Raw genomic sequence first — 24,533 nt, forward strand, 5'->3', positions numbered from 1 at the left:
TTAAGGATGTGGGGAGCCGGACGATCCAGCTCCCCGATATGTAGGAACGAAAATTTCCAGCGCCAGACGTGCCGGCGCTGGAGAAAGACTTACCAGCGGTAGTGGCTGAAGGCGCGGTTCGCCTCGGCCATACGGTGGGTGTCTTCGCGCTTCTTCACCGCGTTGCCGCGGTTGTTCGAGGCGTCCAGCAGCTCGCCCGAAAGGCGTGCCGACATGGTGTTCTCGCTGCGATTGCGGGCCGAAGTGATCAGCCAGCGGATCGCGAGGGCCTGCGCACGCTCCGGACGAACTTCAACCGGCACCTGGTAGGTCGCACCGCCGACGCGGCGGCTGCGGACTTCGATGCCCGGCTTGATGTTGTTCAGCGCGTCATGGAACACGCCGATCGGATCGCGCTTGGCGCGAGTCTCGACGGTTTCCAGGGCCGAATAGACGATGCCCTCGGCAACGGACTTCTTACCGTCCAGCATGACCGAGTTCATGAACTTCGAGAGAACGATATCACCGAACTTGGGATCCGGCAGGATTTCGCGCTTCTCTGGGCGACGACGACGAGCCATCTTGAATTTCCTTCTAAAACTTCAGCCGATCCGGAACCTGTCCGGGGCTTACTATGGCTGTGATTACTTGGGACGCTTGGCGCCGTACTTCGAACGCGACTGGCGACGATCCTTGACGCCCTGCGTATCGAGCACGCCGCGCAGGACGTGGTAGCGCACGCCGGGAAGATCGCGGACACGGCCGCCGCGGATCAGAACAACCGAGTGCTCCTGAAGGTTGTGACCTTCGCCCGGGATGTAGCTGATGACTTCGCGCTGGTTGGTCAGGCGGACCTTGGCAACCTTGCGGAGCGCCGAGTTCGGCTTCTTCGGGGTCGTCGTATAGACGCGGGTGCAGACGCCGCGCTTCTGCGGGTTCTGCTCCATCGCAGGGACCTTCGACTTGGTCTTCTGCAGTTCGCGGCCCTTGCGGACCAGCTGGTTAATCGTCGGCATGAAGCCCTTCACCTTATGTTACCGGCCGTGGCCGGCGGTTACTTTGCTGGAACCCTGTGTTTGAGAATACGAAAAGGCCCCGGGTGTACTCGACCCCCCGGGCCATTGCGTCTCCAGCAACGTTCAGCTCTTGCCCCGCAAGGAATCGCGACCGGACGTGCCGGTCCCTTGTGGGACGGGGGCGCCTATAGCGATGGGGGGCTGACGGGTCAACTGAGTCGGCCGGCGGGATAACAGAGCGTCAACCAGTGCCGGGCTAGAGCCCAGAAGATGGTTCGTTACGCATCCCGATTCAACCCCTTGGTGGCAGCTCTTGCCGCGCTGATCGCGACTCTGCTGCTCGGCGGGGTCGGGCCGGTGCTGTCGGGCCCCGCCTCGCTGCTTTCCTGGGAGCTGTTCGGGCTGGCGATCACCGGGGGAACCGGGTTCCTGGCCTGGCATCTGGCACAGCTGACCGCCCTGCCCCCGGGCTCGCGGGTGAAGGCCGCCCTGCCCGCCACGCTGCTGCCGCTGGTCGTGCTGCCGCAGGTTGGCGCCGCCGCGCTGCTGGTGCCCGCCGCGCTCGGCTTCGCATTGCTGCCTCGCGAGCGATTCGCCGGGCCGCTGGCGCTTGCGGGAACGCTCGCGGCCCTGGGCGCGGGACCCATCCCGCAGCTCGTCGCCGGCGTAACGATGCTCGGCGCAGCGTGGCTTTGCCGCGCCCGTTGCCCGGCCGCGAACGACAATCCCTCTCTGGAACGCTCGCCGCGCTTTCGCCCCCGCTTTTGGCCGATGTCGGCTTCCCTGCGTTATGCTAGAGGTATCGCAAGGGATTCGGGTTCCGAATTTGGGGAGTAGCGTGGATGTTCAACAGCAATAATCGTGGTCGCGATCGGGATGAGCGTCCGGCAATGCCGCCGGCCCCGCCGCAGCAGAGCAGCGGAAACGGCAAGCGCGGCATGTTCTCGGTGATCGGTCCGGACGTGACGGTGACCGGCAATGTCTCCGCCACCGCCGACCTGCATATCGACGGCCGCATCGAGGGCGATGTCCATTGCGGCAGCCTGGCCCAGGGCGCCGAGAGCCAGATCTTCGGCAACGTCACTGCCGAGACCGCCCGCCTTGCCGGCGCGATCGAAGGCACGGTGCGCGTGCGCCAGCTCACCATCGAGCGTTCGGCCAAGATCACCGGCGATGTCGAATATGAGAACATCACGATCGAGAATGGCGGCCATATCGACGGTCGCCTGAAGCATATGAGCACCGTCCAGGCAGCGGCTCCGGCAGCGCCGGCGGGGCCCCGCCCGGTCGAGGCTGCGCCCTCGCCCTTCGCGGCGGCGGCGAACGAATAAGCCCACCGGCTTTTCGCGGGACATAAGGGGCGCGCTTCCCGGGGGGGGGGGAGCGCGCCCCTTTCGCGTTCTAGAGCCCGCGTATCTTGTCGAGATGCTGCTGGACGACCGGCGCGATCTCGGCGGCGAAGACCTTGAGCTGCGGCACCGTGCCGTTCTTCGCATAGTCCTGCACCGCCGCCAGCGTCTTCTCGTGCGCCACGACCTGCTGCGCCTTGTAGGCAGTGTCGAAATCCGCGCCGGTGGTGTCGCGCAGCGTGGCGAGATTGGCTTCCTGCTCGGCGCTGAGCTTCGCGTTCGGCACGATCGCCGGCGTCGCCTTCGCCCCGGCGGCCTTGAGCTTGGCAGTGGACCCGGTGTGGGCGGTGACCATCATCCCGCCGAAATCCTTGAGCGCCTGCGTGCTCGCCTTCTGCGCCGCAAGCTTGCCCGCCGCGACTTCATAGGCATCGCTGGCACCGGCGGTGTCGGCGAAGGTCTGACCGGTCATCACCGCAGCGCCGCTTGCCTCGTTGAGCGCACCGGTGGCGGCATTGGCATCGATGCTGTTCTCGGGGATGATCGTGTCGGTCGCGACGATATTGTCCACCGTGGTCACCGGTTCGCTGCCGCCACAGGCGCCCAACGCGAACGCCGGCCCCAGGCCGAACGCGAAGAAGTATCTGTTCATGCAGGCATCCTCCTGTTCTTTTGGAGGAAAGTAACGCGGGCCTGAGGGCGCCGTTCCGGCTAGGACGGCGCAATGCGACGAATCGAGACAGGAGCAGGGGAATGACCGACTGGACCCAGGCACACGAGGGGGGATGCCGTTGCGGCCAGCTGCGCTTCCAAGTGACGGCCGCCCCCTTCCTCACCAGCGCCTGCCACTGCACCGGCTGCCAGAAGATGACCGGCAGCGCCTTCTCGCTCACCCTGACCGTGCCGGCGGACGCCTTTGAAGTAACGCAGGGCGTGCCGGTGATCGGCGGCCTGCACGGCCCGGTCGCGCATCACTTCCATTGCGACCATTGCAAGAGCTGGGTGTTCACCCGCGCCGAGGGTGTCGACTGGTTCGTCAATGTCCGCACGACGATGCTCGACACGCCGGACGACGCGCGGCCGTTCCTCGAGACCTGGACCGACGAGAAGCTCCCCTGGGTCGAGACCGGCGCGAAGCGCAGCTATGCAGGCAACCCGGACTGGAATGACTGGGATGCGCTTACGAAGGAGTATGCGGCGGGGCTATAGCGCCCCGTGCTCGCGCCATGTCAGACCTTGTAGTTCCCCGGCGAAAGCCGGGGTCCAAGGTAACAAGCGAGACGGAAGAGAAACCCTGGGCCCCGGCTTTCGCCGGGGAGCAGCTACATCAGCCACCACCAGGCAGCCTCACCCCAGCTTGAGCATCGCCGTTGCCGCCGAAGTCAGGTCCGCCCGCTCCCGTATAGACTGCTCGATCGCCAGCCCGGTCCGCGCGACCTTGCCCGAATAGGCGGTGCGCCCGTTGACGATCACCTTAACCGGGCGATCGAGATTGAGCAGATGGTCGGACAGGCGCAGCGTCGTGCCCGCCGGCACGGCGCCGGTGAGCGTGATGGTCTGGCCCTCGACGGACGCGGTGATCGTGTCGCCGGCCTTGGCCGCCGCCGCATCGGGAATGTGCAGCCAGTAGAAGCGGTCATGCGTGACATCGTCCTGGAGCCACACGATGCGCTTCGGCCAGGGATCGCGGGTGAAGCCGGCCATCCAGGGCAGCGCCTCGGCGTCCTTGCGGTTCATCCAGTGCGGCAGCCCCGGATAGATGCGCGACATATGGACATAGCCGGCCGGATCGGCGGCATGCAGCCGGTCGAGCTCGGCGGTCTTGTCGGCGGCGATCTTGTTGCGGTCATAGGCGGCATCGGCGCCGCCCATGAAGATCGCGAAGGGCAGGTTGCGCAGGCCGAGCACCGAGGATTCATTCGGGTGGCCCGCCATCATCGCGGCGGCGGCGAAGCGGTCCGCCATCCGCGGGGCAAGCTGCCACACGCCGTCGCCGCCCGCCGAATAGCCCATCAGATAGACGCGGTTGGGATCGACGCCGTTGATCGCGACCTGCGCGTCGATCAGCTGCTGGAACAGCGGATCGATATGCCCTTCGTGCCAGAGGTTCCAGGTATCGGTCGGCGCGCGCGGGGCAAGATAGATGCCCTCGGCCGGCTCATAGAGGCGGATCTGGTTGCGCCATTGCTGGTCGTTCACCGCCGGCTCGGCATTGCCGCCGCCATGCATCGAGATCCACAGGCTGCGCTTGCCCGGCGCGGCATTGCCGAAGGTCTTGCTTTCCCATTTCAGCGTCTTGTCACCGATGGTGATCTGCTTGGCGGCAACCGCTTCGGCGGCACTGGCCGAGACGGCGCGCATGCGCTCGGCACCCAGCAGGGCAAGCGCCCGATCGGCATCGGTACGGTTCAGCGGACGGGCCAGCGCAGGATCGTTCAGTGAGCGCTCGGCTTCCGGCTTCGCCAGCCAGGCCTCGATGCCCGCGACCGGCGCTGCCGCGGGGACATTGCGCGCCACGACCGGCGCCATGGGAACAACGAGCGCCGGGGTCAGCGCAGTGGCGGCGAGGAGGATGCGGATCGCGATGCTGGACATGCCGCCACCCTAATCGCGGGACAGCACATGTCTATACCATAAATATGACCACGTTAGTACCAAAGCACGTGGCTTGCGCGCGCCCTATTGCTCGATCGGCCTATTCCTTCATGGGGTCGTGCCCCCAGTTCATCAGCGAATAGCGCCAGCGCGAGGTGGGGATGCGATAATCCTCATGCGGGCCCTGGGCGCGGTGGCGGGCGACGAAGCCGATCACCTTGCGCATATGGGCATAGTCGCCGCCGTCGAGGTCTTCCTTGTCGGTCCGCAGGATACCGACGATGCGCCGCCCCGAAGCATGGCCGATGCTCTCCGCGCCATCGCGCTTCTGACCAACCTTTCGACTCTCCGCCGTCTCGAGCCATTCCTCTATTTCGGTCGGGGCCATGTTCACCACTTCATGGAATTTGCGCCACACTGTTTCGTGGTCGTCGCGTTCTGCCAACCCGCTTCTCCGTTATCGTCATGTTACCCATGCGTAACGGTTAGCCCTATCGCGGAGTTTCCTCGGGCGGGGATTTTATCCAGCCGCATCGGTGTAAGTTTCCCCCACTGGCGGCAGCATAAGCCGCGCCGCAAGCCCGCTCCCGCCGACCAGCAGCATCACAGCCAGCGCAATGCCCAGCCCGCGCCGGGGCAGCCCGGCACCCGCCACCAGTGCGATCGCCAGCCCGGTCGCGAGCATCGCCCAGAGGTGATAGCGATAATCGGCCGCAACGCTGATCACCAGGAAGGCGAGCTCGGTCAGCACCGCGGACAGGGCCAGCGTCGTGGCCAGCCGGCTGCGCGCATCGTCGCGGCGCCAGGCCAGCGCGGCCACCGCCAGCGCCCCCAACAGCCAGAGGATCGGCGCGCCGAGCGGGCTTTCGGCCAGCCCGCCCGCCAGCCGCTGGAAGGGCTCGATCCGCGGGGAAGGCGAACCGAGGCCCAGCGTGTTCGGCTCGCTGCCCGCCTGCGGCTCGGCGAGCGGGTAGCGCCACGGCACCAGCCAGCGCATCGTCGCGTTCCAATGCGCCAGCCGATGCGCGGCATAGGCCAGCGGGTGGCGGGCGATCGTGCCGACCCAGACGCCGGTCAGCTTGCCGCCCGGCGCCGCCCGTGCCAGCCCGTCCGCGACGAAATCGCAGCGATCGCCCAGCGGATCCCAGAGCAGCGGCCGGATGCAGCCTTGCGCCTCGGCCCTTTGCCATGTCGATGCCGGCAGCACCGGCACCGCCCCGGCTCCGGCATGATGCGCGATACCCGCCAGGTCGTAGATCGGCAGCGAACGCCCGACATCGCTGGGCTGCGCGCGCAGCAGGCCGTGGTTGACCAGGGGCATCGCGGCCAGCACGGCGATCATCGCCACCAGCATCAGCGCCCCGTGCCGCACCGGCCGCCACGCGCCGGTACCCAGCAGCCCGAAGGCAAGCGGCACCGTGGCGAACACCGCGTTGATCCGCACCAGCGTGGCGTAGAGCAGGAGCAATATGACCAGCGCGGCCGCCCAGCGCGGCATGGGCCGATCCCGCAACTGCCACCAGCAGGCGATCCCGACCGCGGCGAGCAGCGCCCCCGCCATCTGGCCGTCCTTGAGCACCGCGACCTGCCAGCCCGCGATCGGTGGCCAGATGCCGAGCAGCAGCACCGCCCCCGCGGCAATCCGGGCGCCCTGCCGGGCCAGTGCGGCGGCGACCAGCCCGAGCCCGGTCCAGTAGAGCAGCATCTGCAGCAGGAACATCGGCGCCTGGCCGGCCCAGCCCAGTCCGTGGAACAGCGACCAGAGCCGGGCCATCGCCGGCGGGTGCCAGTCGTCATAGCGCTCCGAGAGCAGCTGCTGATACTGGTTGAGGCTGTCGAACATCGCGACGCCCGGCCAGAACAGCGCGAGCATGACAAGGCAGAGAAGAAGCGCGGCGAGCGCCGCCCGGATCGCGGGCGACACGCGCATCAAACCAGTGCCCCTAGCTGATCTTGCGGCCGAACACCGGGCGCGGCGCATCCTCGGCGTGCGGGATCTCGGCGCTGCCCTGCCCGGCAGCCTTGCGGGCCAGATAGCGAGCGAGCGCGGCATCGGCGTCGAAGGCCGGCTCCTCCGGCAGATCGATGCCCTTGCCCGGGTTGGGGCCGCGCGGCGTGATGGTCAGCTTGAGCAGGCGGATGACCAGCGGGATGCAGAACAGCAACCCGATCGCGCCGAGCCCGAGCACGGTCGGCCCCAGGCCGGAGGCCAGCGGTCCCTCGCTCCAGCCGCTGAAGCCGGTGAAATAGAAGAGCAGCCCGCCGATATAGACGAGGGGCAGCAGCGAAAGGATCAGCTTGAAGGCACGCATGCCGAATCTCCCACCAGTTCCGGGGAACATGGCAGGAGATCTCCAACAAAGCGTGAAGGCCGCTTAGATGTGCAGCGCGCGGCCGTAGGCGCCGAGGACCGCCTCGTGCATCGTCTCGCTGATCGTCGGGTGCGGGAACACCGTCTCCATCAGCTCGGCCTCGGTGGTCTCCAGCGTCTTGCCGATCGTGTAGCCCTGGATCATCTCGGTCACTTCCGCGCCGATCATGTGCGCACCGAGCAGCTCGCCGGTCTTGGCGTCGAACACCGTCTTCACGAAGCCCTCGGCCTCGCCCAGCGCGATCGCCTTGCCGTTGCCGATGAAGGGGAAGTTGCCGACCTTCACTTCATAGCCGGCTTCCTTGGCCTTGGCCTCGGTGAGGCCGACCGACGCGATCTGCGGGTGGCAATAGGTGCAGCCCGGGATGTTGCGGACGTCCATCGCGTGCGGATGCTTGCCGGCAATCGCCTCGACCGCGATCACGCCCTCATGGCTTGCCTTGTGGGCGAGGAACGGCGGCGCGGTGACGTCGCCGATCGCATAGAGGCCGGCGACATTGGTCTTGCACGTCGCGTCGGTGATGATGTGGCCACGCTCGGTCTTCACGCCCAGCGTCTCGAGGCCGATATTCTCGGTGTTCGGCACGATGCCGACCGCGACGATGACGTGGCTGAACTCCTCGACGGTGACCTTGCCGTCCTTGCCCTTGATCGAAGCCTTCACGCCCGTGCCGGTCACGTCGATCTTCTCGACACCGGTCGCGGTGCGAATGTCCATGCCCTGCTTCTTGAACTGCTTCTCGAGATGCGCGGAGACGTCCTTGTCTTCCACCGGCACGATCCGGTCGAGCATCTCGACGATGGTCACCTTGGCGCCCATGTCGTTGTAGAAGCTGGCGAACTCGACACCGATCGCGCCCGAGCCGATCACGAGCAGCTTGGTCGGCATCTCGGGCGGGGTCATCGCGGTGCGATACGTCCAGATGCGCTTGCCGTCGGCCTTGGCGAACGGAAGATCACGGGCGCGGGCGCCGGTGGCGACGATGATGTTCTTCGCCTCGATATCGGTCTTCTTGCCGTCCTCGGCGGTCACGGTCAGCTTGCCCGGCGCGGTCAGCACGCCGGTGCCGAAGTGCACCGCGATCTTGTTCTTCTTCATCAAGTGCGTGACGCCCTGGTTGAGCTGCTTGGCGACGCCGCGCGAGCGCTTCACCACCGCTTCCAGGTCGGCGCTGATCTTCTCCGCGACCAGCCCGTAATCCTTGGCGTGCTGCATGTAATGGAAGATCTCGGACGAGCGGAGCAGCGCCTTGGTGGGGATGCAGCCCCAGTTGAGGCAGATGCCGCCCAGCAGCTCGCGCTCGACGATCGCCGTCTTGAGGCCCAGCTGCGCGGCGCGGATCGCCGCCACATAACCGCCGGGGCCCGAACCGAGCACGATCACGTCATAGGTGTCAGCCAAGGGAGGAATCCTTCAATTGGGTTTGTGTGGATATAGGGGCCTCAGCCCGCATTTTCATCGAGCGGCCGGGGCCGCTTGTTCGCGTCCACCGCGACGAAGACGAACTGCGCCTGGGTGACCAGGCAGCTCTCTTCCGAATGCCGGGCACGGCGCCAGGACTGGACTTCGATCGTCATCGAGGTGCGGCCGACCTTGACGATCTCGGCATAGACCGAGACTTCGTCGCCGACCGATACCGGCGCGTGGAACTTCATGCCCTCGACCGCGACGGTCACGGCCCGCCCGCGCGAATGGCGCGCGGCGACCAGCCCGGCGGCCAGATCCATCTGGCCCATCAGCCAGCCGCCGAAGATGTCGCCATAGGCATTGGCGTCGGCCGGCATGGTGCTGACGCGAATCGCCGGCTGGGTCTTCGGCTGCTCGGCGCCCTGCTCAACCATCGACGCGCGGCTCCGTGCCCGCCAGCTTCGCCTTGTCGGCCGCGAACGCCTTGCGCACCGGGCCGATGCCCATCAGCACCACCGCGATCATGCAGGCATAGCCGACCAGCCAGATGTCCCCGGTCGCGCGCGGATAGGACCAGGCCGCCGCCGCGGAAATCAACGCCGCGGCGATCAACCCGATCACGATATGCACCACTTCGATCAGCACGCGCATCGGCGCAGCCCTCCGGTTCAGGCGATCATCCCGAAGGGATTCTCGACCAGCTCCTTGAAGATCTTCATCATCTCGGCACCGTCGGCACCGTCGATGGCGCGGTGATCGAAGCTGCCGGTCGCCGACATCACGGTGGCCACGCCCAGCGCGTCATCGACGATGTACGGACGCTTCTCGCCCGCGCCGATCGCCATGATCATGCCCTGCGGCGGATTGATCACCGCTTCGAACTGCTTGATGCCGAACATGCCCATGTTCGAGAGCGACGCGGTGCCGCCCTGATATTCTTCCGGCTTCAGCTTGCCTTCGCGGGCACGGCCGGCAAGATCCTTCATCTCCGCCGAGATCGCCGAGACCGCCTTGTTGGCGGCGTCGCGGATGATCGGGGTGATGAGGCCGGTCGGAGTCGAGACCGCGACCGACACGTCCGCGCGGCTGTACTTGATCAGCTGCTCACCGGTGTAGGTGACGTTGCACTTCGGTGCCTGGGCCAGCGCCACGCCGAGCGCCTTGATCAGCAGGTCGTTGACCGACAGCTTCACGCCGCGGGCATCGAGCGCCTTGTTCAGGTCGCCGCGCAGCTTGAGCAGCGCATCGAGGCGAATGTCGACCGTGAGGTAGATGTGCGGGACGGTCTGCTTCGACTCGGTGAGACGGCGCGCGATCGTCTTGCGGATGTTCGAGAGCTTCTCGGCCTCGTGCGGGATCGATTCGTCCCACCAGACCGGCTTGTGCTCGGCCGGGGCGGCAGCGGCAGCCGGAGCAGCCGAGGGAGCAGCCGAAGCGGCCGGTGCAGCGGCAGCCGGCGCGGCGCCGGGCTTGGCGCCCTCGACGTCCGCCTTGACGATTCGGCCGTTCGGACCCGAACCGGCGACACCCGACAGGTCGACGCCCTTTTCGGCGGCGATACGCTTGGCGAGCGGGCTGGCCTTCACGCGGTCGCCCGAAGCGGCCTGGGCCTGGGCGGGTGCCGGAGTCGGCGCGGGCGCGGCGGCCGGAGTCGGCGCCGGAGCGGCGGCAGCGGCTGGAGCCGGGGCAGCTGCCGGGGCCGGCGCAGCCGCGGCGGTCGAGGCGTCCTCGCCCTCACCGGCGATGATCGCGATCACGGTGCCGACCTTCACATTGTCGGTACCCTCGGCGACGAGGATCTTGGCGATCACGCCCTCGTCCACCGCTTCGAATTCCATGGTGGCCTTGTCGGTCTCGATCTCGGCCATGAGGTCGCCGGACTTCACCGTATCGCCCTCCTTCACGAGCCACTTGGCGAGGGTACCCTCTTCCATGGTGGGGGAAAGCGCAGGCATCTTGATTTCGATCGACATGAAGGTTCCCGTCGTTGGAGCCCTGAACAGGTTCGGGCCCTCTTTGCGCCGCCCCCGCCCCGGGTCAAGAGACGCGCTTGCAGGAAATGACGCTACGGGGCACGTAACGCACGACCAAGAGGATCATTCCATGCGCACCTATCTGGTGGTGATCGACGAGAGCCCGGAGGCGGAAATCGCCCTGCGCTTCGCCGCACGCCGCGCCGTGAAGACCGGCGGCAACGTCGAAATCCTGGCGCTGATTCCCAAGCCCGACTTCGTCCAATGGGGCGGCGTGATGGCCACGATCGAGGAAGAAGCCCGCGAACGCGCCGAGGCACTGGTCGCCCGCGCGGCCGGAACCCTGTTCGCCGAATCGGGGCTCCAGCCCTCGATCACGGTGCGCGAAGGCGACGGACCGAAGATCGTCCACGAGATGATCGCCGCCAATCGCGACATCGCCGCGCTGGTGCTCGGTGCCGCGGCGAGTGGCCCGCCGGGACCTATGGTGACGCACTTTTCCGGCTCGGACGCCGGCAAGCTGCCGGTGCCGCTGATGGTGATTCCGGGCGGGCTCGACATGGACGCGATCGACCGGCTGAGTTGAATACTGATCGGAGCGATGCCCTCTAATTCGTCACCCCGGCCTTGCGCCGGGGTCCACCGAGAGGCGAACCACGGACAAGAGGCTCAAGTGCATCCGGTGCGGCGCAGTGGGCCCCGGCACAAGGCCGGGGTGACGGGGTGATTGACCACCCCCAAATCCCCCGCCACTCTCCACGGCCATGCGCATCCTCGCCCTCGCTCCGCTCACCCTGATCGCCCTCCCCGCCCAGGCCCAGGAAAAGCCGGACCCGGCAAAACTCAAGGCGTCGGTCGAGAAGCTGGTGAGCTTCGGCACCCGCCACACGCTCTCGGATCCCGACAATCCCACGCGTGGCATCGGCGCCGCCCGGCGCTGGTTCGCCACCGAGCTCGCGCGCCTCGGCGACCAGTGCAATTGCATCGAGGTGGCGAACATCGCCCGTGGCTTCACCGGCGATCGCGCGCCGAACGGCGTTCAGATCGTCGATGTGCTCGGCTTCCAGGCCGGCACCGATCCCAAGCGAGTCGTCATCGTGATGGGCCATATCGACAGCCGCGTCACCGACGTGATGAACGCCACCGCCGACGCGCCCGGCGCCAATGACGACGCCTCGGGCGTCGCGCTGGTGCTGGAGGCCGCACGCATCCTGTCGAAGCAGAAATTCCGCGCGACCATCGTCTATGCCGCGCTCTCCGGCGAGGAACAGGGCCTGTTCGGCGGGCAGCTGCTCGCCGAGACGGCGAAGGAGCGCGGCTGGACGGTCACCGCGGTGCTCAACAACGACATCGTCGGCAACACCGTCGGCACCGACGGCCGCAAGGTCGCGGACCGGGTGCGCGTCTTCTCCGAGACGTTCGGCGAGAATGACGAACCCAAGACACTGAAAGGCCTGCGCGCGGATGGCGGCGAGGATGACGGCCCCTCGCGCGCGCTCGCCAAGGCGGTCGACCAGGTTGCCGGCACCATCCCGGGCGGGCTCGACGCCTTCCTGGTCCGCCGCCCGGACCGGTTCGGGCGCGGCGGCGACCATACGCCGTTCAACAAGCTCGGCTATCCGGCAATCCGCTTCTCGGTAGGCATCGAGAATTACGACGCCCAGCATCAGGACCTCGTCCCCGGCAAGGGCGACACGGTCGACAAGATGGACTTCCCCTATCTCGCCAAGGTCACCGCGGTGAACGTCGCGACGATCCGCCGCCTCGCCGCGGCACCGGCCGCGCCGGACAAGGTGACGATCGGCGGCGCGCTCGCGTCGGATACTTCGGTGAAATGGGCAGCGGTGCCCGGCGCGGTGAAGTACCGCATCCACTGGCGCCGCGCCGATGCGCGTGACTGGACCGACCATCTCGACGTGACCGGCACCGAGGCGAGCCTGAAGGGCGTGATCGTCGACGACAGCTTTGTCGGCGTGTCGTCGATCGGCGCGGACGGGGCGGAGAGCCTGGTGACGTTCGGGGGACGCGGACGCTAAATCCCTTCCCACCGTCACCCTGAACTTGTTTCAGGGTCCAAGGTTGGGCCGGGCGACAGCCTCTTCCATCGAGCGATGTCGCCCGCCGCACCTTGGATGCTGAAACGAGTTCAGCATGACGGAGGTAGAGGTACGGCCTTGCAATGTAGGATTTCGCCTGCTGGGCTGGCGCAGCCGGATCACCGCCCGGCCGCTCTTTGACCCGGCAGGAAGAATAGGATCACGCTCGCGCAACTATGTTGCGAGATGCGGCGCATTCCCGTGGAGAAGGTCAAAATTGCGGGCCCGAAAACCCGCTCTTGGCCTGTACTTCGTGTACTTTGGCGAGTCGCGCCCGATGCGCTGCTGGAGCCTCAGCGGCAGCCGCAGACGCAGCACTTCACCGGCGCGCGGTAGCGCCGCGCCGGCGCCTTGCGTACCACACGGCGCGCGGCCGAGCGGACATAGGTCGCGCGGCTCTCGATCACTTCCTCGGTCACCGTGGTGGTGGTCGTGGTCGCGCCCGGGATGACGATCACGGTCGTGCCGACCGGCGCGCCATAATAGGCCGCGCCGGCCTGGTAGCCGCCGCCATAATAGGCCTGGCCCGAGCCGTAATAGCCCTGGACCTGTGCCGCCGGCGGTGCACCGATCGCACCAGCCGGCGGCAGACTCCCCCTGGAGTAACCGTCATAATAATCGTTCGGGTCGACGGGCTGGATCGGCTCGCGATAGCCGGCGCCCGTGCTCGAATAGCTGTAGGAACTGGAATAGCTGCCGCCCGAATCGGCCCAGGCGCCGGCGTCATAACCGTCGTCCCAGCCGATGCCGCTCACCGAATCCCAAACGTCGCCGCGGCCGTCGACCAGCACGGCGTCGTCATAATAGCGCACCCAGAAATAGCCGTAGGGCGGCGCGGCCAGGCCCCAGCTCAGATAGTCCGGGATGCGGAAGCCGCTGCCCATCCAGTAATTGGGCAGGTGATGGCCACGGCCCATGCGGCGATAGGCGTTCCAGCCGCCGGGCGCCTGCGCACCGGCATACCAGCGGCCGTCGATCCGGTTGCCCCAGCGATTGCCGGCATGCTGGCTGTTCTTGACCGGGCCCCGCGCCGGCAATGCCATCCAGCGGCCATTCTGCCAGACGCGCGGTCCCGCAGTCGGCACGCCGGGGCCGCCATGCACGACCGGCGGCGTATTCGGCATGTGCGGCGTATTGGGCGAGACGCGCGGGGGCGGCGGCATCGGCACGTTGCGGCCATAGCTGCCGCCGGGTGCCGGGATCGGCCCGCCGCTGCCACCCCAGCTCGGTCCGGGGGACGTCACCTGCGCGGCCGCCGGCAGGGTTGCCAGCAGCGCCGTGGCCATCAGGGCCGGCTTGATCAGGTGACGCATATTGAACTCCTTCGCCATGCCGGAGCCCGCGTTGCTCCCATGGTTGACGAAGAATTAAACCCCGCGCGGGGGCGGCGCCACTTTTGCCTATGCTTAACGGAGTCCCAATCCGGGTCAGCCGACCAGGCGGGGACCGAGAATCCGCATCAGCGCCTCGCAACCCGCCGCGTCGCCGGCATCGAACCGTGCCGGATTGGGGCTGTCGAGGTCGAGCACGCCGATCAGTTCGCCTTGCACGACGATCGGCACCACCAGCTCGGAACGGCTCGCCGCGTCGCAGGCGATATGGCCGGGAAAGGCATGGACATCCTCGACCAGCTGGGTCTCGCGCGTCGTGGCGGCGGCACCGCACACGCCCTTGCCGAACGGGATGCGGATGCAGGCGGCCTTGCCCTGGAACGGACCGAGCACCAGCTCGTCGTTGACGTTGCGATAGAAGCCCGCCCAGTTGAGGTCGGGCAGATACTGCCAGATCAGCGCCGAGACATTCGCCATGTTGGCGATCGCATCGGGCTCGTCGGCGGTCAGCGAATCGAGCGCCGCGGCGAGGTCGCGGTAGAGCTCGGTCTTGTCGGTGGTTTCGATGTCGAAGGCGTACATGGCGAGCCATATAGCAAGCCCCTCCCCTTCAGGGGAGGGGTTGGGGGTGGGGGATTTCTCGAAGAGACATCGCTTGCGGCACCGCCCCGCCCCAACCCCTCCCCCGAGGAGGAGGGGCTAGAGTTAGTCCAGCCGGACCTTGCCCCGCCCGGCCTTGACCTGGCTCCGCCCCTTCTTCTCGTCCACCCGCCGGGCCTTGGCCGCCTTGCTCGGCTTGGTCTTGATCCGCTTCGCGTCGCGCTCATGCGCCTTCTGGATCAGCTCCAGCACCCGCTCGCGGGCATCGGCGCGATTGGCTTCCTGGGTACGGAACTTGCGGGCGGTGATCACCAGCTCGCCGCCGCTGGTCAGCTTGGTGCCGGCGAGCACCTTGAGCTTCTGATAGGCATAGGGCGCCAGCCCAAGCCGGAACACGTCGATCCGCAGCTGCACCGCGGTCGCCACCTTGTTGACGTTCTGCCCGCCCGGCCCGGTCGAGGCGAGGAACTTCTCTTCGACGATCGCCTCGTCGGGGATCTCAGCCACGGCCGAAGCCGAGATTGTGGAAGCGCACCGGCAGCGGCGCGGTGGCGTGGATATCGTCCTTGCCCTCGCGCGGCACGGTGAGCTCGATCGCATGGAGCATCATCGCCGGCCCGCCCCGGCCATAGACCGGATCGCCAAGCACCGGCACGCCCAGCCCCTCGGCGGCATGCACGCGGATCTGATGGGTGCGGCCGGTCTCGGGATAGAAGGCGACCAGGCTCTTGCCGCCCTTGCGCTCCATCACCTTGTAGCGGGTGATCGAGGGCTTGCCCTTGGGATCGCCGACCATCCGCCAGCCTTCCTCGCGGGTGGAGACCTTGGACAGCGCCAGGTCGATCGTGCCGCTGTCCTCCTTGGGCTCGCCGTCGAGGATGGCGAGATAGCGCTTTGCCACTGCCCCGGCCTCGAAGGCCTGGGAGAAGCGCTTCATCGCCTTGGGGTTGCGGGCGAGCAACAGGCAGCCACTGGTGTCGCGGTCCAGCCGATGGACCGGGACCGGCAGGCGCTGGAAGCCGAAGGTGAGCTGGTCGAGCAGGTCCTCGAGGCTCTCGCTCCGGTCCCGTGGGCGATCTACCGGCAAGCCGGCGGGCTTGTCGATCACCAGAGCTTCGCCATCGATGAAGAGCACGCGATCCTTGAACATCGCCCGCCCATGCCACCGCCAGCGCCGAAGCGCCAGCGGTGGTGCAGGCTTCGATCAGCGCTGGAAGCGGATCGAGCAGACCGACTGGCGGCCCTGGACAGTGGTGCGCCAGTTGCCGGTCCACTCGCCGCGCATGTTACGGGCGGTGTCGCGGCACTTGGTCTCGGCGTCGCGCTGGTTCCAGATCGCGCCGACTTCGATGTCGCGGATCACGCCGCCAGAACCCCAGCCGCCGCCATTGCCGCCGCCCGGACGATCCCAGTTACCGCCACCGCCGCCGGGGCGATCCCAGTTGCCACCGCCCCCCGGGCGACCGCCACCGGGACGGCCCCATCCGCCTTCACCCCAGCCGCCACTGTCGCCCCAGCCATTGGAGCGGCGCGGATCGAGATCGGTGATGCGATAGAGCAGGCGCGGGCCGCCGGAGCGCGGAATGCCCGAGATCACGCCACCGCGCAGGTCGAGCCGGACGCGGGCGCCGCGCGAGGGATCGTAGAGGTTGACCGCGTCGCGGTTGCGGTTGGTCTCGTCGAAGCGGTGGATCAGCGTGCCGTCATCGGCGAACTCGACCCAGCGGCCAGGACGCGTCTCGACAAAGGCGCCGCCGCCGCTGTGGCGGACACGGCCGACATTGTTGCCGTCAACCCGCTGCATCGCGGCGGGCGCGGCCGGCTTGGACGCCGGAGCAGCCGATGCGGCGGTGCCGGCCAGCAACGCGGCGGACAAGGCGAGGCAGGAAATTCTTGCGAGCATGGTTCATTCTCCCCTGGCTGCAACTTAGGGTCGATATTTGACCCGATCGAGACAGCTGCGCAACGATTCAGAAATGCGCTTGGTTGCGTGACCCTTTTCGCTTGAACGGCGTTTGAACGACGATGCCCTTTTCCGGCAGCGTCGTGAGGTTGCTTATGCGTCTTTCGGCCCTGATCCTGCTCTCGCTCGCGCCCCTGGCGGCGCACGCCGAGGAAGACGTGCCGGCGCCGCCAGCCACCGCATCGGCAACCCGGCTGTTCAACCATCTTCCCTATGGCGAGCTGGAAGCCGCGGCGCTGCTGCCCGTCCCCAGCCTGCCGGGATGCATGATGGCGCGCGATGCGGTGTTCGATGTCGAGCGCCTGCTTTCCGCCGCGCGCGCCGAAGGGATAGAGCTTGGCGCGATCTCGTGCTTCCGTTCGATCCAGCACCAGCGCCGGGTGTTCTGCGCCGGCGCGGGCAATTGCGACGCTGTGGCGGCGCTGCGGGCGCGCTTCGTCGCCCCGCCGGGCTATAGCGAGCATGCCACCGGCTACGCGATCGACTTCGTCCAGAGGGGCGGCGATTGCCGGGCGGTCGAGCAATGCTTTGCGCTTACGCCGGGCGGGCAATGGCTGATGCGCCGCGCGCCCGAATTTGGCTTCGAGCTATCCTTTCCGGCCGGCAACAAGCAGGGCGTGGGCTGGGAGCCCTGGCACTGGCGCTGGGTCGGCGCATCCGCCGCCCGCGCCCGCTTCGCACCGGCCCGGGCGAGCTTTCCCGCTTTGCCCGCCGTGCCGCGCGCAGATACGAAAACGGCGGCTGGACCATTCGTCCAGCCGCCGTCCGGCGAAACCGCGCCAGGAGGGGGGAATTACGCGGTTTCGGTCTCGCGGTGGGGAGCCGCGATCTTGTTGGCCAGCTCGGCGACCTTGCGGCCCTGATAACGGGCACCTTCAAGCTCGACTTCGCTGGGCAGGCGGCTGCCGTCGCCGTCGGCGATGGTGGTCGCGCCATAGGGCGAGCCGCCCTTCACTTCGTTCACGCCGCCCTGGCCCTGGAAGCCATAGTCGAGGCCGACGACGGTGAGGCCGAAGTGCAGCAGGTTGGTGATGATCGAGAAGAGCGTCGTCTCCTGGCCGCCATGCTGGGTGGCGGTCGAGGTGAAGGCACCACCGACCTTGCCGTTCAGCAGGCCCTGGTACCAGACGCCGCCGGCACGATCCCAGAAGCTCGCCATCTGGCTCGACATGCGGCCGAACCGGGTCGGCGAGCCGACGAGGATGCCGTCGTAATTGGCGAGCTCGTTGACGTCCTCGAGCACGGGATGGCTGTGATCGGCGACGAAGCCGGCGGCCTGCGCCACTTCGAACGGCGCGGTCTCGGGCACGCGGCGGACATCCACCTCGGCGCCGGTGCTGCGAGCGCCTTCGGCAACGGCGTCAGCCATCTTCGCGAGGTGGCCATAGGACGAGTAGTAGAGAACGAGAATCTTGGACATGGTTGCTTCCCTTCCTTGTTATTCGCTGTCGACCAGGACGATTTCGGCGTCCTCGATCGCGGTGATGGTGTAGATCTTGCCGCTGCTCAGGGCGGCGCCATCGCGGGCATCCACCCGCTCGCCGTCAATCTCGATCGAGCCGATGGCGGGCACCAGATAGGCATGGCGTTCGTCGCCCACTTCGTGGGTGACGCTCTCGCCGGCCTTCAGCGTCGCGCCCAGCACCCGGGCATTGGCCCGGATCGGCAGCGCGTCATTGTCGTCGGCAAAACCGCTCGCCAGGGTGACGAACCTGCCCGAGCGATCGCCCTTGGGGAAAGGCTTGGCGCCCCAGCTCGGCTGGCCGCCCCGCTCGCGCGGCATGATCCAGATCTGGAAGATGCGCGTGGTCTCGGGCTCGAGGTTGTACTCGGCGTGGCGCACGCCGCTGCCGGCGCTCATCACCTGGACATCGCCGGCCGAGGTACGGCCCTTGTTGCCCATCGAGTCCTGGTGGGTGATAGCACCCGAGCGGACATAGGTGATGATCTCCATGTCCTGGTGCGGATGCGGCGGGAAGCCGCTGTTGGCGCCGATCTCGTCGTCGTTCCAGACGCGCAGCGCGCCCCAGTTCATGCGGTTCGGATCGTAATAGTCCGCGAAGCTGAAATGATGCCGCGCGTTCAGCCAGCCATGATCTGCATGGCCGAGACTGGCAAAGGGTCGTTTGTCGATCATGGGGTGTGAACCTCCTGTGTTGAGCAGGAAGATAGGGCGGCGGATCACGCCGTAAATGGAAACGTAGGAAACCAATCGTTTCCGTGATAGGCATGCGGAATGAAGCTACCTGACTTCGAGGCCTGGGCCGTTTTCGCCGCGGTGGTCGAACACCGTTCCTTCTCCGGCGCCGCCGATGCGCTGGCGGTTTCCAAGGCAACCGTATCGAAGGCGATCACCCGGCTCGAGAGCCGGCTGGGCACCACCCTGTTCCACCGCACCTCGCGCCGTCTGACGCTTACCGACAGCGGCCGCAGCCTGGCCGAGAACGCTCAGCGCATCCTGAGCGAAGGACAGGCGGCGGAAGAGGCGGCCTTTGAATCGGCGAGCGCGCCCGCGGGGCTGGTCCGCGTCGCGGCACCCCTCACCTTCGGCATCCGGCACCTCGCGCCGATCCTTTCGGACTTCATGGTGCTCCACCCGGCGATCAAGATTGACCTGCGCCTGTCCGACGCGTTCATCGACATCGTCGGCGAGGGGATCGACATCGCGCTGCGCATCGCCGAGCTGCCAGACAGCTCGCTGCGCGCCCGGCGGCTGGGCCCGGTGACCACGCATATCGTCGGCGCGCCCGAATATTTCGACAGGGCCGGCCGCCCGCGCCACCCGGCCGACCTCGCCCACCATGCCTGCTTCGTCTACACCAACACCGCGACGCCGGAGCTCTGGCGCTTCCGCAAGGCGGGAGGCGAGGAAGCCGCGGTGCGCGTCGACGGACCCATCCGCACCGACAGCGGCGACGCGATGATCCCGGCCTTGTGCAAGGGCCTCGGCGTCGCCCGCCTGCCCGAATTCCTGATCGGCGACGAACTGCGCAGCGGCAAGCTCGAGGCCGTACTCGAGGACTGGTCGGTCAGCGCAGCCGCGCTGCATTTGTTAACGCCGCCCGGCACGCTGCGCCCCGCCCGCGTGGAAGCGTTAATAAATTATCTCGATCAGCATCTGCGGAAGGTCTGCCCCTCTATAAGGGACTCGACTCTGATGGCGAGCTGAGTCCGCGTGTAGGTAGATTCCCTACGACTCGTGGACTCAGGCCGGTTAGGAAGAAATTAACCTTTTGCCTTCAGACACGCTTAGGTTAATGAATCGTCCGAGGCATGCCTTTCATTGGGGCAAGGCAGCCTGCGGGCAAGGGGACTTTGACGATGCGCGTGCTGTTGATCGAAGACGAGCCGAGCACTGCCAAGGCGATCGAGCTGATGCTCACGACCGAGGGCTTTAACGTCTATACGACGGACCTCGGCGAGGAGGGCTTGGACCTGGCCAAGCTCTATGACTACGACATCATCCTGCTCGACCTGAACCTGCCCGACATGCACGGGTATGACGTTCTGAAGAAGGTCCGGGTCGCCCGCGTGCAGACGCCGGTGCTGATCCTGTCGGGCATCAACGAAATGGACAGCAAGGTGCGTTCGTTCGGCTTCGGTGCCGACGACTACGTGACCAAGCCCTTCCACCGCGAAGAGCTGGTCGCCCGCATCCATGCGGTCGTCCGCCGCTCGAAGGGCCACAGCCAGTCGGTCATCCGCACCGGCAAGCTGGCGGTCAATCTCGACGCGAAGACGGTCGAGGTCGATGGTGCCCGCGTGCACCTGACCGGCAAGGAATATGCGATGCTGGAGCTGCTCTCGCTCCGCAAGGGCACGACGCTCACCAAGGAAATGTTCCTCAACCACCTCTATGGTGGCATGGACGAACCCGAGCTCAAGATCATCGACGTGTTCATCTGCAAGCTGCGCAAGAAGCTCAGCATGGCCTGCGAGGGCGACAACTATATCGAGACCGTCTGGGGCCGCGGCTATGTGCTGCGCGAGCCGGACGGCGCCGAGGAGCAGGAGCCGATCTCGGCGGTTGCCTGACGACAAGTTCTACGGGGGTAGAAGAGGCCGCGGTCCGCAAGGATCGCGGCCTTTCCTTTATCTGCGTCCCCGCCTTGCGATGGCATGGCGCTCCGCAGCCTCAAGCAACGCCGCCAGGTCCTCGCGGCTGACGTCGAAGCTCTCATGCGCCTCCGCCAGCGCGGCGTCGATATCCTCGGGCTGGATACGCGGATGGGCGGGCGCGGGTACCGGACGATGCGGATAGCTGTGGCCGGAGAAGCGGTGGAAGACGATACCGGTCAGCACGAGCAGCAGCGCGTTGAGCCCCATCGGCACCAACGCGAAACCGATCCCCTGGTCGAGCACCGCCGAGCCGAGCACGGCGAGCAGCGCGCAGGCACCGCCGGGCGGGTGCAGGCAGCGCAGCAGCGACATCAGCACGATCGCCAGCCCGACCGCCAGACCGGCGGCGATCGCGCCATGGCCGAACAGGGCGGCGACGGCGAAACCGACAAGGGTGGAGATCGCGCAACCACCGACGACCGGCCAGGGCTGGGCGAGCGGACTGGCGGGCACGGCAAAGACAAGGACCGCCGAGGCGCCGATCGGCGCGGCGAGCAGCAAGGCCGCATGGCTGCCGACCGACAGCGCCGCGACCCAGCCGGTCAGCCCTATGCCCAGCATCGCGCCGAGCGCCGCGATCAGCCGCTCGCGCCAATTGGCGCCCGCGAGCAGGCGCAGCTTCAGCAACGCCGTCGCCATGCTACTTCTTCACATAGACCCGCGCGCCGCCCACCCAGGTCTCCAGCACCTGGGTGCCGCGCAGGTCGGCCGGCGAGGCGAGCATCGGATCGCGATCGACGATGATGAAATCGGCGCGCATGCCGGGCGCAAGCCGCCCAATCAGGGTCTCGGCAAAGCCAGCCCAGGCAGCACCGGTGGTGAAGCCCGCCCAGCCCTGCTCCCGGGTCACCGCTTCCTCGATCCGCCAGCCGCCGAAGGGCTGGCCATTGGCGTCGGTGCGGGTGAAGCTCACCGCCCAGCCTGCCCAGGGATCGGGGCTCTCGACCGGATAGTCGGACCCGAAGGCGATATGCGTACCGTCCTTGAGCATCGTCTTCCAGGCATAGGCACCGGCGAGCCGCTCCGGCCCCAGCCGCGCCTCGGCCATCTTCATGTCGCTGGTCTGGTGGACCGGCTGCATAGAGGCGATCACGCCCAGCTTGGCGAAGCGCGGCAGATCCTTGGGATCGACGATCTGGGCATGCTCGATCCGCCAGCGGCGATCGTCCTTGAACGTGTCCGACAGCACCTCGACCGCGTCGAGCACCTGGCTGTTGGCGCGATCGCCGATCGCGTGGACGGCGATCTGGAAATTGTCCATCGCGCCGCGCGTCATCAGGTTGAGCAACTGGTCGTCGGTGAGGAAGCCCAGCCCCTTCTGCCCCGGCGCATCGCTGTAATCGGCCTTGAGCCAGGCGCCGCGGCTGCCCAGCGCGCCATCGGCATAGAGCTTGATCCCGCCCATGCGCAGCTTGTCGCCATAGAGCCAGGGCGTCGGCCCTTGCCCCGCCACCTGCAGCGCGGTCTCGACACCGTGCGCATAGCTCATGATCCGCATGCGGAGCTGGCCGATATCGGCGATGCGGCGATAGGTCAGCCAGTCATCGGTGGTAGTGCCCATGTCGGCGCTGGCGGTGATGCCGAGCGAGAGCAGCTTGTCCTGCGCGGCGAGGAAGGCGGCGTTGCGCTCGCGCGGGGTGGGCTTGGGGATGAACTTGTCGACCAGCCCCATCGCGCCATCGACGAACACGCCGGCGGGCGCGCCCTTGGCATCGCGCTCGATGCGGCCGCCATTGGTGTCCTTGTTCGCGGCGGTGACGCCGGCGATCTGGATCGCCCGGCTGTTCGCCCAGGCGGCATGGCCATCGACCCGCTCGAGCCATACCGGCCGGTCGCTCACCACCTTGTCGAGTTCCGCCGCGGTCGGGAAGCGGCCGAGCTTCCAGGTCTCCTGGTTCCAGCCGCCGCCGAGGATCCACTTGGTCGGGTTGGCATCGGCATAGGCCTTGATCCTGGCCAGCGCCTCTTCGAGCGAAGTCGTCGCCGAGAGATCGAGCAGCATCAACTGCGAGCCCAGGCCCATGACATGGCCATGCCCATCGATCATGCCGGGCAGCAGCGTCTTGCCCCCCATGTCGATTTTCCATTCGACCTGCTTCGGCCGCTTGTCCTCGCGCTTGAGGATCTGGGTGATCTTGCCGTCGCGGTTGAACAATATGCCGGTGAAGCGGACGACATCGCCCTTCTCGTCCAGCGTCATGCCGTTGACGTTGTCGACCAGACCGTCCGCCAGGGCGGCAACGGGCGCGAGAAGGAGGGCGAGCGCGGCGACCGGCCGCAGGAGGCGCTTCAGCATGGGCAGGGCATAGGGCCAGTTCCGCATGCGCGCCAGATGCAGGAACCGGCCGCCATCGATACCTGCCGCGCATGCCCTGAAAAGATAAGCAATGTTCCCCCTGGCACGGAGATCGTCTAGGCGGGCTGCACTATGGCAACCAAGACCCTCCCGGCGAACGCGCCGCTCCCCGTTTCGATCGATGACGTCCGTGCAGCGCAGGCGCGCATTGCGGGCCAGATCGTGCGGACGCCGACGCTGGTGAGCAAGACGCTGTCGGACCTGACCGGCGCCACCGTCTATCTCAAGTTCGAGAACCTGCAGTTCACCGCCGCTTACAAGGAACGCGGCGCGCTCAACACCCTGCTCCAGCTCGACGAGGCGGCGCGCGCCAAGGGCGTGATCGCGGCGTCGGCCGGCAATCATGCCCAGGGCCTCGCCTATCACGCCAACCGGCTGGGCATCCCCAGCACGATCGTGATGCCGAAGAACACGCCGATCGTGAAGGTCACCCAGACCGAGGGCCACGGCGCCAATGTGATCCTGGAAGGCGAGACCTTCGATGCCGCCTATGCGCACAGCCGCAAGCTGGAGGCCGAGAAGGGCTATACCTTCGTCCATCCCTTCGACGATCCCCGCATCATCGCCGGCCAGGGCACGGTCGCGCTCGAGATGCTCGAGGACGTGCCGGAGATCGACACGCTGGTGATCCCGATCGGCGGCGGCGGCCTGATCTCGGGCTGCTCGACCGTAGCCAAGTCGGAAGGCCGCGACATCGAAGTGATCGGCGTCCAGGCCGAGCTCTACCCCTCGATGTACAACCGCGTGCACCACACCGACATGCCCTGCGCCGGCGATACGCTGGCCGAGGGCATCGCAGTGAAGGAGCCGGGCGGCATCACCGCCAGGCTGGTCGAGGCGCTGGTCGACGACATCGTGCTGGTCAGCGAGCGGCGGCTCGAGGAATCGGTGAGCCTGCTGCTCCAGATCGAGAAGACCGTGGTCGAAGGCGCCGGCGCCGCCGGCCTGGCCGCCCTGCTCTCCGAGCCGCAGCGCTTCAAGGGCAAGACCGTGGGCATCATCCTGTGCGGCGGCAATATCGACCCGCGCCTGCTCGCCTATGTGCTGCTGCGCGACCTCGCCCGCTCGGGCCGGATGGCGCGGCTGCGCATCCGCCTGCAGGACCGGCCGGGCGCGCTGTTCCGGGTGGCGCAGATCTTCGACCAGCTCTCGGTCAACATCCTCGAGCTGTCGCACCAGCGTATCTTCACCAACCTCCCCGCCAAGGGCCTGAGCCTGGACGTGGAGTGCGAGACGCGCGACCGCGATCATCTGGAGCGGCTGATGACCGCGCTGCGCCGGGCTCAGTACGAGGTGCAGCTGGTCGAGCTGGCCTAGCGGCGTCCAAAGTACACGAAGTACAGGCCAAGAACGGGTTCCGCCGCCCCAGGCGGGTGG

29 protein-coding genes are annotated in these 24,533 nt (G+C 67.3%); 9 read left to right on the plus strand and 20 right to left on the minus strand.

Annotated features, from left to right (window positions below; all coding sequences use genetic code 11):
• Positions 1-89: 89 nt before the first annotated feature.
• Both rpsG and rpsL read right to left on the minus strand, forming a co-directional pair.
• Positions 90-560, minus strand: coding sequence for a 30S ribosomal protein S7 (gene rpsG, locus AC1RJ5_RS07705; RefSeq protein ID WP_184169897.1), 471 nt, complete (start codon positions 558-560; stop codon positions 90-92).
• Between the two features lie 63 nt (positions 561-623).
• Positions 624-995 carry a 30S ribosomal protein S12 gene (gene rpsL, locus AC1RJ5_RS07710; protein WP_086129340.1) on the minus strand — a complete coding sequence of 124 codons (372 nt, stop codon included), beginning with the start codon at positions 993-995 and terminating at the stop codon, positions 624-626.
• A 270-nt stretch (positions 996-1,265) separates the two neighbouring features.
• Between rpsL and AC1RJ5_RS07715 the strand changes: the two genes are divergently transcribed.
• A complete protein-coding gene (locus tag AC1RJ5_RS07715; RefSeq protein ID WP_342250083.1) occupies positions 1,266-1,832 on the plus strand; it encodes a hypothetical protein in 567 nt (188 codons plus the stop codon).
• Positions 1,833-1,837: 5 nt separating this feature from the next.
• The gene (locus AC1RJ5_RS07720) at positions 1,838-2,326 is read left to right on the plus strand and encodes a bactofilin family protein (protein ID WP_184169905.1); all 489 of its coding nucleotides are present in this window, start codon (positions 1,838-1,840) and stop codon (positions 2,324-2,326) included.
• Positions 2,327-2,396: 70 nt separating this feature from the next.
• Here AC1RJ5_RS07720 and AC1RJ5_RS07725 read toward each other — a convergent pair whose 3' ends face one another.
• On the minus strand, positions 2,397-2,996 hold the full coding sequence (locus AC1RJ5_RS07725) for a DUF4142 domain-containing protein (RefSeq protein ID WP_493112586.1): 600 nt from the start codon (positions 2,994-2,996) through the stop codon (positions 2,397-2,399).
• A gap of 101 nt (positions 2,997-3,097) precedes the next feature.
• Here AC1RJ5_RS07725 and AC1RJ5_RS07730 point away from each other — a divergent pair, with 101 nt between their 5' ends.
• On the plus strand, positions 3,098-3,553 hold the full coding sequence (locus AC1RJ5_RS07730; protein ID WP_493112588.1) for a GFA family protein: 456 nt from the start codon (positions 3,098-3,100) through the stop codon (positions 3,551-3,553).
• 138 nt (positions 3,554-3,691) lie between these two features.
• On the opposite strand, the gene AC1RJ5_RS07735 is transcribed toward AC1RJ5_RS07730, so the two are convergent.
• The 8 genes from AC1RJ5_RS07735 to AC1RJ5_RS07770 all read right to left on the minus strand — a co-directional run bounded on the left by AC1RJ5_RS07735 (position 3,692) and on the right by AC1RJ5_RS07770 (position 10,691).
• On the minus strand, positions 3,692-4,939 hold the full coding sequence (locus tag AC1RJ5_RS07735) for a dienelactone hydrolase family protein (RefSeq protein ID WP_493112590.1): 1,248 nt from the start codon (positions 4,937-4,939) through the stop codon (positions 3,692-3,694).
• A 100-nt stretch (positions 4,940-5,039) separates the two neighbouring features.
• On the minus strand, positions 5,040-5,384 hold the full coding sequence (locus tag AC1RJ5_RS07740) for a DUF3140 domain-containing protein (RefSeq protein ID WP_493112592.1): 345 nt from the start codon (positions 5,382-5,384) through the stop codon (positions 5,040-5,042).
• Positions 5,385-5,459: 75 nt separating this feature from the next.
• The gene (locus tag AC1RJ5_RS07745; protein WP_493112594.1) at positions 5,460-6,869 is read right to left on the minus strand and encodes a hypothetical protein; all 1,410 of its coding nucleotides are present in this window, start codon (positions 6,867-6,869) and stop codon (positions 5,460-5,462) included.
• Between the two features lie 13 nt (positions 6,870-6,882).
• Positions 6,883-7,251, minus strand: coding sequence for a hypothetical protein (locus AC1RJ5_RS07750; RefSeq protein ID WP_269574415.1), 369 nt, complete (start codon positions 7,249-7,251; stop codon positions 6,883-6,885).
• A gap of 63 nt (positions 7,252-7,314) precedes the next feature.
• Entirely contained in the window at positions 7,315-8,712 is a 1,398-nt protein-coding gene (gene lpdA / locus AC1RJ5_RS07755; RefSeq protein WP_493112596.1) for a dihydrolipoyl dehydrogenase, read from the minus strand.
• Positions 8,713-8,753: 41 nt separating this feature from the next.
• A complete protein-coding gene (locus AC1RJ5_RS07760) occupies positions 8,754-9,152 on the minus strand; it encodes an acyl-CoA thioesterase (RefSeq protein WP_184169929.1) in 399 nt (132 codons plus the stop codon).
• A complete protein-coding gene (locus tag AC1RJ5_RS07765) occupies positions 9,145-9,369 on the minus strand; it encodes a hypothetical protein (RefSeq protein WP_269574413.1) in 225 nt (74 codons plus the stop codon). The genes AC1RJ5_RS07760 and AC1RJ5_RS07765 overlap by 8 nt, the downstream gene beginning before the upstream one ends.
• A 17-nt stretch (positions 9,370-9,386) precedes the next feature.
• Complete coding sequence (locus tag AC1RJ5_RS07770; RefSeq protein ID WP_493112599.1) at positions 9,387-10,691, minus strand: pyruvate dehydrogenase complex dihydrolipoamide acetyltransferase; 1,305 nt, start codon at positions 10,689-10,691, stop codon at positions 9,387-9,389.
• 130 nt (positions 10,692-10,821) lie between these two features.
• Between AC1RJ5_RS07770 and AC1RJ5_RS07775 the strand changes: the two genes are divergently transcribed.
• Together AC1RJ5_RS07775 and AC1RJ5_RS07780 are read left to right on the plus strand one after the other, a co-directional pair.
• Positions 10,822-11,277: a universal stress protein gene (locus tag AC1RJ5_RS07775; protein ID WP_493112601.1), complete on the plus strand. Its 456-nt coding sequence runs from the start codon at positions 10,822-10,824 to the stop codon at positions 11,275-11,277.
• Positions 11,278-11,455: 178 nt separating this feature from the next.
• Positions 11,456-12,727, plus strand: coding sequence for a M20/M25/M40 family metallo-hydrolase (locus AC1RJ5_RS07780; RefSeq protein ID WP_493112603.1), 1,272 nt, complete (start codon positions 11,456-11,458; stop codon positions 12,725-12,727).
• Positions 12,728-13,080: 353 nt separating this feature from the next.
• Here the strand turns inward: AC1RJ5_RS07780 and AC1RJ5_RS07785 are convergent, their stop codons facing one another.
• The 5 genes from AC1RJ5_RS07785 to AC1RJ5_RS07805 form a co-directional block, all read right to left on the minus strand.
• The gene (locus AC1RJ5_RS07785) at positions 13,081-14,100 is read right to left on the minus strand and encodes an RcnB family protein (protein ID WP_493112605.1); all 1,020 of its coding nucleotides are present in this window, start codon (positions 14,098-14,100) and stop codon (positions 13,081-13,083) included.
• Positions 14,101-14,214: 114 nt separating this feature from the next.
• Positions 14,215-14,700 (minus strand): GAF domain-containing protein, encoded by a 486-nt coding sequence (locus AC1RJ5_RS07790; RefSeq protein ID WP_269574408.1) that lies wholly within the window; start codon positions 14,698-14,700, stop codon positions 14,215-14,217.
• 123 nt (positions 14,701-14,823) lie between these two features.
• Positions 14,824-15,225, minus strand: a complete 402-nt coding sequence (arfB, locus tag AC1RJ5_RS07795; protein WP_184169950.1) for an alternative ribosome rescue aminoacyl-tRNA hydrolase ArfB — start codon at positions 15,223-15,225, stop codon at positions 14,824-14,826.
• The gene (locus tag AC1RJ5_RS07800; RefSeq protein ID WP_184169952.1) at positions 15,218-15,868 is read right to left on the minus strand and encodes an RluA family pseudouridine synthase; all 651 of its coding nucleotides are present in this window, start codon (positions 15,866-15,868) and stop codon (positions 15,218-15,220) included. Before AC1RJ5_RS07800 ends, arfB begins: the two co-directional genes overlap by 8 nt.
• A gap of 54 nt (positions 15,869-15,922) precedes the next feature.
• Positions 15,923-16,621: a mannan-binding protein gene (locus tag AC1RJ5_RS07805; RefSeq protein ID WP_493112608.1), complete on the minus strand. Its 699-nt coding sequence runs from the start codon at positions 16,619-16,621 to the stop codon at positions 15,923-15,925.
• A gap of 155 nt (positions 16,622-16,776) precedes the next feature.
• Between AC1RJ5_RS07805 and AC1RJ5_RS07810 the strand changes: the two genes are divergently transcribed.
• Entirely contained in the window at positions 16,777-17,544 is a 768-nt protein-coding gene (locus AC1RJ5_RS07810; protein WP_493112610.1) for a M15 family metallopeptidase, read from the plus strand.
• Here AC1RJ5_RS07810 and wrbA read toward each other — a convergent pair.
• Together wrbA and AC1RJ5_RS07820 are read right to left on the minus strand one after the other, a co-directional pair.
• Positions 17,475-18,101 (minus strand): NAD(P)H:quinone oxidoreductase, encoded by a 627-nt coding sequence (wrbA, locus tag AC1RJ5_RS07815; RefSeq protein WP_184169961.1) that lies wholly within the window; start codon positions 18,099-18,101, stop codon positions 17,475-17,477. The two genes, AC1RJ5_RS07810 and wrbA, sit on opposite strands and share 70 nt — an antisense overlap.
• A gap of 18 nt (positions 18,102-18,119) precedes the next feature.
• Positions 18,120-18,818, minus strand: coding sequence for a pirin family protein (locus AC1RJ5_RS07820; RefSeq protein WP_493112612.1), 699 nt, complete (start codon positions 18,816-18,818; stop codon positions 18,120-18,122).
• Between the two features lie 99 nt (positions 18,819-18,917).
• On the opposite strand from AC1RJ5_RS07820, the gene AC1RJ5_RS07825 reads away from it, so the two are divergent.
• Positions 18,918-19,850: a LysR family transcriptional regulator gene (locus AC1RJ5_RS07825; protein WP_269574404.1), complete on the plus strand. Its 933-nt coding sequence runs from the start codon at positions 18,918-18,920 to the stop codon at positions 19,848-19,850.
• Between the two features lie 152 nt (positions 19,851-20,002).
• The gene (gene ctrA, locus AC1RJ5_RS07830) at positions 20,003-20,716 is read left to right on the plus strand and encodes a response regulator transcription factor CtrA (protein ID WP_184169970.1); all 714 of its coding nucleotides are present in this window, start codon (positions 20,003-20,005) and stop codon (positions 20,714-20,716) included.
• Positions 20,717-20,773: 57 nt separating this feature from the next.
• Here the strand turns inward: ctrA and AC1RJ5_RS07835 are convergent, their stop codons facing one another.
• Positions 20,774-21,439: an HPP family protein gene (locus AC1RJ5_RS07835; protein ID WP_493112615.1), complete on the minus strand. Its 666-nt coding sequence runs from the start codon at positions 21,437-21,439 to the stop codon at positions 20,774-20,776.
• 1 nt (position 21,440) lies between these two features.
• Positions 21,441-23,096: an amidohydrolase gene (locus AC1RJ5_RS07840; protein ID WP_493112617.1), complete on the minus strand. Its 1,656-nt coding sequence runs from the start codon at positions 23,094-23,096 to the stop codon at positions 21,441-21,443.
• Positions 23,097-23,228: 132 nt separating this feature from the next.
• Here AC1RJ5_RS07840 and AC1RJ5_RS07845 point away from each other — a divergent pair, with 132 nt between their 5' ends.
• Positions 23,229-24,473 (plus strand): threonine ammonia-lyase, encoded by a 1,245-nt coding sequence (locus AC1RJ5_RS07845; RefSeq protein WP_269574401.1) that lies wholly within the window; start codon positions 23,229-23,231, stop codon positions 24,471-24,473.
• Positions 24,474-24,533 lie beyond the last annotated feature (60 nt).

It is taken from the genome of Sphingomonas sp. GW822-FHT03G08, from assembly GCF_058801135.1.

Bases quoted from the DNA above. Each gene is read 5' to 3' on its own strand.
- rpsG (WP_184169897.1), bottom strand. From the start codon at position 560: ATGGCTCGTCGTCGTCGCCCAGAGAAGCGCGAAATCCTGCCGGATCCC.
- rpsL (WP_086129340.1), bottom strand. From the start codon at position 995: ATGCCGACGATTAACCAGCTGGTCCGCAAGGGCCGCGAACTGCAGAAG.
- AC1RJ5_RS07715 (WP_342250083.1), top strand. From the start codon at position 1,266: ATGGTTCGTTACGCATCCCGATTCAACCCCTTGGTGGCAGCTCTTGCC.
- AC1RJ5_RS07720 (WP_184169905.1), top strand. From the start codon at position 1,838: ATGTTCAACAGCAATAATCGTGGTCGCGATCGGGATGAGCGTCCGGCA.
- AC1RJ5_RS07725 (WP_493112586.1), bottom strand. From the start codon at position 2,996: ATGAACAGATACTTCTTCGCGTTCGGCCTGGGGCCGGCGTTCGCGTTG.
- AC1RJ5_RS07730 (WP_493112588.1), top strand. From the start codon at position 3,098: ATGACCGACTGGACCCAGGCACACGAGGGGGGATGCCGTTGCGGCCAG.
- AC1RJ5_RS07735 (WP_493112590.1), bottom strand. From the start codon at position 4,939: ATGTCCAGCATCGCGATCCGCATCCTCCTCGCCGCCACTGCGCTGACC.
- AC1RJ5_RS07745 (WP_493112594.1), bottom strand. From the start codon at position 6,869: ATGCGCGTGTCGCCCGCGATCCGGGCGGCGCTCGCCGCGCTTCTTCTC.
- AC1RJ5_RS07750 (WP_269574415.1), bottom strand. From the start codon at position 7,251: ATGCGTGCCTTCAAGCTGATCCTTTCGCTGCTGCCCCTCGTCTATATC.
- AC1RJ5_RS07760 (WP_184169929.1), bottom strand. From the start codon at position 9,152: ATGGTTGAGCAGGGCGCCGAGCAGCCGAAGACCCAGCCGGCGATTCGC.
- AC1RJ5_RS07765 (WP_269574413.1), bottom strand. From the start codon at position 9,369: ATGCGCGTGCTGATCGAAGTGGTGCATATCGTGATCGGGTTGATCGCC.
- AC1RJ5_RS07770 (WP_493112599.1), bottom strand. From the start codon at position 10,691: ATGTCGATCGAAATCAAGATGCCTGCGCTTTCCCCCACCATGGAAGAG.
- AC1RJ5_RS07775 (WP_493112601.1), top strand. From the start codon at position 10,822: ATGCGCACCTATCTGGTGGTGATCGACGAGAGCCCGGAGGCGGAAATC.
- AC1RJ5_RS07780 (WP_493112603.1), top strand. From the start codon at position 11,456: ATGCGCATCCTCGCCCTCGCTCCGCTCACCCTGATCGCCCTCCCCGCC.
- AC1RJ5_RS07785 (WP_493112605.1), bottom strand. From the start codon at position 14,100: ATGCGTCACCTGATCAAGCCGGCCCTGATGGCCACGGCGCTGCTGGCA.
- AC1RJ5_RS07790 (WP_269574408.1), bottom strand. From the start codon at position 14,700: ATGTACGCCTTCGACATCGAAACCACCGACAAGACCGAGCTCTACCGC.
- AC1RJ5_RS07800 (WP_184169952.1), bottom strand. From the start codon at position 15,868: ATGTTCAAGGATCGCGTGCTCTTCATCGATGGCGAAGCTCTGGTGATC.
- AC1RJ5_RS07805 (WP_493112608.1), bottom strand. From the start codon at position 16,621: ATGCTCGCAAGAATTTCCTGCCTCGCCTTGTCCGCCGCGTTGCTGGCC.
- AC1RJ5_RS07810 (WP_493112610.1), top strand. From the start codon at position 16,777: ATGCGTCTTTCGGCCCTGATCCTGCTCTCGCTCGCGCCCCTGGCGGCG.
- wrbA (WP_184169961.1), bottom strand. From the start codon at position 18,101: ATGTCCAAGATTCTCGTTCTCTACTACTCGTCCTATGGCCACCTCGCG.
- AC1RJ5_RS07820 (WP_493112612.1), bottom strand. From the start codon at position 18,818: ATGATCGACAAACGACCCTTTGCCAGTCTCGGCCATGCAGATCATGGC.
- AC1RJ5_RS07825 (WP_269574404.1), top strand. From the start codon at position 18,918: ATGAAGCTACCTGACTTCGAGGCCTGGGCCGTTTTCGCCGCGGTGGTC.
- ctrA (WP_184169970.1), top strand. From the start codon at position 20,003: ATGCGCGTGCTGTTGATCGAAGACGAGCCGAGCACTGCCAAGGCGATC.
- AC1RJ5_RS07835 (WP_493112615.1), bottom strand. From the start codon at position 21,439: ATGGCGACGGCGTTGCTGAAGCTGCGCCTGCTCGCGGGCGCCAATTGG.
- AC1RJ5_RS07840 (WP_493112617.1), bottom strand. From the start codon at position 23,096: ATGCTGAAGCGCCTCCTGCGGCCGGTCGCCGCGCTCGCCCTCCTTCTC.
- AC1RJ5_RS07845 (WP_269574401.1), top strand. From the start codon at position 23,229: ATGGCAACCAAGACCCTCCCGGCGAACGCGCCGCTCCCCGTTTCGATC.